The sequence below is a fragment of the Streptomyces spongiae genome, assembly GCF_009377185.1.
Classification (GTDB): domain Bacteria; phylum Actinomycetota; class Actinomycetes; order Streptomycetales; family Streptomycetaceae; genus Streptomyces; species Streptomyces spongiae.
Genome location: NZ_VJZC01000611.1, coordinates 1 through 5,792 on the forward strand (window position 1 = coordinate 1; position 5,792 = coordinate 5,792).

Here is a 5,792-nt window from a genome sequence, read left to right on the forward strand (position 1 = left end):
CGCCCACGGCGACCGCCCCGCGCACGGCGACCGCCCCGACCTCCGTGACCGCCCCGCCTACCGGGACCCCGCGGCTCCCGTCGACACCCGCGTCCGCGACCTGCTCTCCCGTATGACCCTGCGCGAGAAGGCCGGCCAGCTCAACCAGCGCATGTACGGCTGGGACGCCTACCGCCGCACGCCCGACGGCGCGTTCGAGCTCACCGAGGCGCTGCGCGCGGAGACCGAGCGCTTCGCGGGACTCGGCGCCCTCTACGGACTCTTCCGCGCCGACGCCTGGTCCGGAGCCGACCACACCACCGGAGCCGGTGCGGCGCACAGCGCGGACCTCGCCGACCTGGTGCAGCGTCATGTCGTGGACTCCAGTCGACTCGGCATCCCCGCCCTGTTCGTCGAGGAGGTCCCGCACGGCCACATGGCCCTCGACGGCACCGTCCTCCCCGTCAACCTGGCCGTCGGCGCCACCTGGGACCCCGAGCTGTACGAGCGCGCCGCCGCCCACGCCGCCGCCGAACTGCGCGCCCGTGGCGGCCACGTGGCCCTCGTCTCCGGGCTGGACATCGCCCGCGACCCGCGTTGGGGCCGTACCGAGGAGTGCTTCGCGGAGGACCCGTACCTCGCCGCCCGGCTTACCGAGGCAGTCGTCCGCGGAATGCAGGGCCACATGCCGGACGGTCTCTTCGCCGACGACAAGGCGCCCGTCGTGCTCAAGCACTTCGCGGGACAGGGCGCCACCGTCGGCGGCCGCAACTCCGCCGAGTCGGAACTCGGGCTCCGGGAACTGCACGAGATCCACCTCCCGGCCGCCTATGCCGGAGTCCGGGCCGGCGCCGCCGCCGTCATGGCCGCGTACAACGAGGTCGACGGCATGCCCTGCTCCGGCAACCGCGCCCTGCTGCACGGGCTGCTCCGCGAACGCTGGGGCTTCGAGGGGCTGGTCATGGCGGACGGGCTCGCCGTGGACGCGCTGGCCCGGATCACCGGCGACAAGGCGTCGGCCGGTGCCCTCGCCCTGAGCGCGGGCGTCGACCTGAGCCTGTGGGACGAGGGTTTCACGCACCTTCAGGAGGCGGTCGAGCGCGGTCTCGTCGGCGAGGACGTCCTGGACGCCGCCGTCTCCCGCGTGCTCAGCCTGAAGTTCCGCCTCGGGCTCTTCGACCGGCCGTACACCGCCGACCGCTCGGCACCCGCGCCCGTCGCCGCCCGCGGTCGCGCCCTGAGCACCGCCCTCGCCCGTGGCGCGGTCACCCTGCTCCACGACGACGGCGAGGTGCTGCCGGTCCGGCCGACGGTCTCGCGCGTCGCCGTCCTCGGCCCGCACGCCGGCACGACCGCCCACCAACTCGGGGACTACACCGCCCCGCAGCGCCCCGGCACGGGCAGCAGCGTCCTCGACGGGCTGCGCCGACTCGCCCCGCCCGGACTCGCGATCCGCCACGCCCGCGGCTGCGCCCTCACGGGCGACGACCTCTCGGGCATCCCCGAGGCCGTCGCCGCGGCGAGCGCCGCCGACCTCGCCGTACTGGTGCTGGGCGGCAGCAGCGCCCGTACGCCCGACACGGACTTCGCCGCCAACGGAGCCGCGCGCTCACCCGTCTCCGAGATGACCTGCGGAGAGGGCGTGGACCTCGCCGGGCTACGGCTCGGCCGGGCCCAGCACGCGCTGCTGGACGCCGTCACGGCCACCGGCACCCCCACCGTGGTCGTCCTGGTCCAGGGCCGCCCGCACGCCGTCCCCGAGGCGGCGGACCGCGCGGCGGCCCTGCTCACCGCCTGGTACCCCGGCCCGTGGGGCGGCGACGCGATCGCCGAGGTGCTGCTCGGGCACGCGGAACCCGGCGGACGGCTCCCCGTCTCCGTGCCGCGCTCGGTGGGGCAGCTGCCCGTCCACTACAACCACAAGGACACCGGGTACAGGGCGTACGCCGACGAGAGCTCCGAGCCGCTCTACTCCTTCGGGCACGGGCTGACGTACACGACCTTCGCGTACGGCCCGCCGCGCCTCGCCGGGCACACCGTGGAGGTCGACATCAGCAACACGGGGCAGCGCCAGGGCCGTACCGTCGCCCAGCTCTACATCCGCCGTCTGCTGACGCCGGTGTGGCCGCGCACCCTCGAACTGCGGGCCTTCCGGAGCGTCGACCTGGTGCCGGGGGAGTGCCGTACGGTCGCCTTCCCCCTCGGCGCCGACCAACTGGAGCAGGTCGGCGCCGACCTGGAGACGGCCGTGCTGCCCGGCACCCTGGAGATCCGGGTCGCCGAGTCGTCGCGGGCCGCGCTGACCGCCGTACCCGTCGTGCTGCGGACCGGCGAGGCAGCCGCGGCCGGTCAGAACTTCACGGCGCCCGCCGCGACCCCCCTGTAGAACCACCGCTGGGTGATGATGAACAGCACCAGCACCGGCACGACGGAGATCACCGACCCGGCCATGACGATCCGCTGGTCGTAGCCGAACGACGAGCTCTGCAGCCGGGCAAGACCCAGCGTCAGCGTCATGTTCTGCTCCGAGCGCAGCACGATCAGCGGCCAGAGGAAGTCGTCCCAGGCGCTGATGAAGGTGTTGATGACGACGACCATGATCGCGCCCCACGCGGACGGCAGATAGAGGTGCCGGAAGCGCTGCCACTCGTTCGCGCCGTCGAGCATCGCCGAGTCCTCGATCTCGCGCGGCACCGCCAGGAACGCACCGCGCATCAGCAGGACGTTGATGGCACCGACGAACCCGGGCAGCCACACGCCCACCAGGTTGTCGACCAGGCCGAGGTCACGGACGCTCAGGAACAGCGACACCATGATCGACTCGAAGGGGAACATCATGGAGGCGGCCAGCAGGATCCAGACCGACCTGCGGCCCTTCCAGGCGGGCTTGGACATCATGTAGCCGGCCGTGGTGGAGAACAGCAGCTGGCTGGTCACCGACAGGATGACCACGATCACGCTGTTCCTGATGTACGTGGCCACCGGCACCTGCTCGAAGACCGCCCGGTAGGCCCGCAGGGTCGGGTCGTGCGGCAGGAGCGAGGCGTTCGAGCCGAAGACGTCCTCGTTGACGCCCTTCAGCGACGCCAGGAACTGCCAGACCAGCGGCCCGACGGTGATGGCGAGCACGAAGAGCAGCAGCAGGTAGCGCACGACCAGTTCCCGGGGGCGGCCGTAGTCCCGCCAGCGCGGCATCAGGCGCCGGGGCTTCCGCACGGCCGTCGTCATGACTCGTCCTCCTTCGTCAGACGCTGCGCCAGCAGGGTCAGCCCCAGCGTCAGCAGGAACAGGGCCACACTGACCGCCGAGCCGTAACCGGCGTTGCCGGTCATCGGGTCCAGGCCGACGTCGCGGATGTAGAAGGGCAGGGTGCGGTCGGCGCCGCCGGGGCCTCCGGTGTAGCTGCCGAGCATGTAGATCTCGGTGAACACCCGCAGGGAGCCGATGCCGGTGAGCGTGCCGACCAGCATCATGGCCGTCCGTACGCCCGGCACCGTGATGTGCCAGAAGCGCCGGACCGCGCCGGCGCCGTCCATGGCCGCCGCCTCGTGCAGTTCCCGGGAGACGTTCCCCAGCGCGGCCAGGTAGAAGATCATGTACCAGCCGAGGCCCTTCCACAGCGTCAGGCCCATCGCGGAGAACAGGATCAGCCAGGAGTCGGAGAGGAAGGGGATGGCGTCCTTGATCAGATGGGCCTTCTCCAGCCAGGTGTTGATCAGGCCCTCGTCGGCCAGCAGCCACTGCCAGCTCAGCCCCACGACCACGCTGGAGGCGAGCACCGGGGTGTAGAACGCCGACCGGAAGAACCCGATGCCGGGCAGATTCTTCTCGACCAGCACGGCGAGCATCAGCGGCAGCAGCACCATCAGTGGCACCACGATCAGCGCGTACAGCAGGCTGTTGCGGGTCGCCAGCCAGAAGTCGGGGTCGTCCAGCATCCGCGTGTAGTTGGACCAGCCGACGAAGCTCGCGGCACCGCCGAGCGGCTTGGCGTCGGTGAACGACAGCAGCAGCGTGTTGAGGAAGGGGAAGACGCCGAAGACCGCCGCACAGATGACGGCGGGCGCGGTCCACAGCCAGGGCAGCCACCAGCGGCGGTACAGCGCCGCGCCGTTGGCGCCGGGGGCGGGGCCGGGGCGCAGGGACCGGCCGAGTCGGCGTATGCGGGACGGGGCCGTGCCCGGCGCGGAGGGGTTGTCCTCCGCGCCGGGCACGGACACCGGCTTCGCGGTGTCGGTCACCACAGTCAGCTGCCCTGCTTCAGCAGGTCGTTCGCCTTGGCCTGGGCGTCCTTCACCGCCTGCTCGGGGCTCTTCTTGCCCTGCATGGCCAGCTGCACCTGGGACACGATGGCGTTCTGCACCGCCGTGGACAGGACGGTCTGGTCGGCGGTGGCGGTCTTCAGCTGTTCGGCGACGAGCTTGCGGGCCTGGGCGAACGCGTCGTCACCGGTGGCGTTCTGGAAGAACGGGTCGTCCAGCGAGGCCGTGGTCGTCGGGAAGATCACGACGTTCGGGTCCTTGCACCAGGCCGTCTGGTTCTCGGCGTTGGTGAGGAACTTGGCGAACGCGAGGGCCGTGGGGGCGTTCTTGCTGGTCGAGGCGACCGAGATGTACTGCGGGGCGCCGGTGGTGTGGCCGAGCTGGTCGAAGGGCTGCTGGCCGACGCCGGTCTTGCCGTAGATCGACGGGCTGTTCTGCTTCACGAAGCGCACGAAGCTCGGGTTGGTCGAGCCGTACGCGACCTGGCCCTGGCTGTACAGCGTCGAGGGGTCGTTGCTGGAGGACAGCGAGTCCTTCGGCATGGCGCCCTCCTTGTACAGCTTCGCCATCCAGGCGACCCACTCGGTGGTCCGGGGGTCGTCGGCGAAGGTGGCGGACTTGCCGTCGGCGGACAGCGTCTTGATGTCCATCTGGTCCCAGTCGGCCGGTATGCGCCAGATCGGGTTGGCCATCGTCGCGTAGTACTTGCCCTTGGCCGATTTGGCGATCTTCTCGTAGTCGGCGAAGAGTCCGAACATGGTTGTCGGCGGCTTGTCCGGGTCGATCCCGGCCTTCTTCAGGAGGGAGGTGTTGTACGTCAGCAGGACGCCGCCGGTGTACCAGGGGAACACGGTGTGCACGGACGCGCCCTTGGCGTCCTTCATGGTGCTGGACTTCCAGAACGCCGGGACGAAGGGCTTGGAGGAGGAGGGGTCCTTTGTGCCCAGGTCGAGCAGGTAGCCGTTCTTGGTGAGGGCTGTCGCGGTCTCGGCGTTGAGGTTGATGACGTCAGGGAGGGTGCAGCCCTGGGCGTCGGCGACGTTGCGCTGGGTGAAGGTGTTGTCGCCGGGGTCGTCGATCCACTTGACCGAGGTGCCCGGGTTGGCCTTCTGGAAGTCCTTGATCACTCCGTTGAAGAAGCTCCCGAAGTCTTTCTTCAGGTTGGTGGTCTGGAAGGTGATCTTGCCCTTGATGTCGCCGGAGAGCTTGCCGGAGCCGACGTTGCCCTTGTCGACCTTGCAGTTGCCCACGGTGGCGTCCCCGTCTCCGGAGTCTCCGCCGCCCGACAGTCCGCATCCTGCGGCCGTCAATGTCAGGGCGACCAGACAGGTCAGGGACCGGGTGAGTCTTCTTGCGCGCATTTTCGTTGCCCTCCTGCGGCCAGGTTGCTGCACTCGCTGCTGGTTCAATTCACCAACTTCGACTCCGATTGATGAAAATGTGGACCAGAATTCATCGGAGGTCAATGGGGTTCCGTGTTGCGTTTCGGTTCCGGCCGCGTGGTGGGGGCTGCCGCCGGCTGTGGGGGGTGTGCTGCGGTGGGGCGTGTGG

4 protein-coding genes are annotated in these 5,792 nt (G+C 70.3%); 1 reads left to right on the forward strand and 3 read right to left on the reverse strand.

Translation table 11 applies throughout. From position 1 onward, the window contains the following. Window positions 1-100: 100 nt before the first annotated feature. Window positions 101-2,365: a glycoside hydrolase family 3 N-terminal domain-containing protein gene (locus FNH08_RS42815; protein WP_152776917.1), complete on the forward strand. Its 2,265-nt coding sequence runs from the start codon at window positions 101-103 to the stop codon at window positions 2,363-2,365. On the opposite strand, the gene FNH08_RS42820 is transcribed toward FNH08_RS42815, so the two are convergent. The 3 genes from FNH08_RS42820 to FNH08_RS42830 are packed head-to-tail and all read right to left on the reverse strand — an operon-like array spanning window position 2,329 to window position 5,602. After that, window positions 2,329-3,207 carry a carbohydrate ABC transporter permease gene (locus tag FNH08_RS42820; protein WP_152776914.1) on the reverse strand — a complete coding sequence of 293 codons (879 nt, stop codon included), beginning with the start codon at window positions 3,205-3,207 and terminating at the stop codon, window positions 2,329-2,331. The two genes, FNH08_RS42815 and FNH08_RS42820, sit on opposite strands and share 37 nt — an antisense overlap. Then, window positions 3,204-4,223, reverse strand: coding sequence for a carbohydrate ABC transporter permease (locus FNH08_RS42825; protein ID WP_407704567.1), 1,020 nt, complete (start codon window positions 4,221-4,223; stop codon window positions 3,204-3,206). The genes FNH08_RS42820 and FNH08_RS42825 overlap by 4 nt, the downstream gene beginning before the upstream one ends. A gap of 2 nt (window positions 4,224-4,225) precedes the next feature. Next, complete coding sequence (locus tag FNH08_RS42830; RefSeq protein ID WP_152776916.1) at window positions 4,226-5,602, reverse strand: extracellular solute-binding protein; 1,377 nt, start codon at window positions 5,600-5,602, stop codon at window positions 4,226-4,228. Window positions 5,603-5,792: the final 190 nt, after the last annotated feature.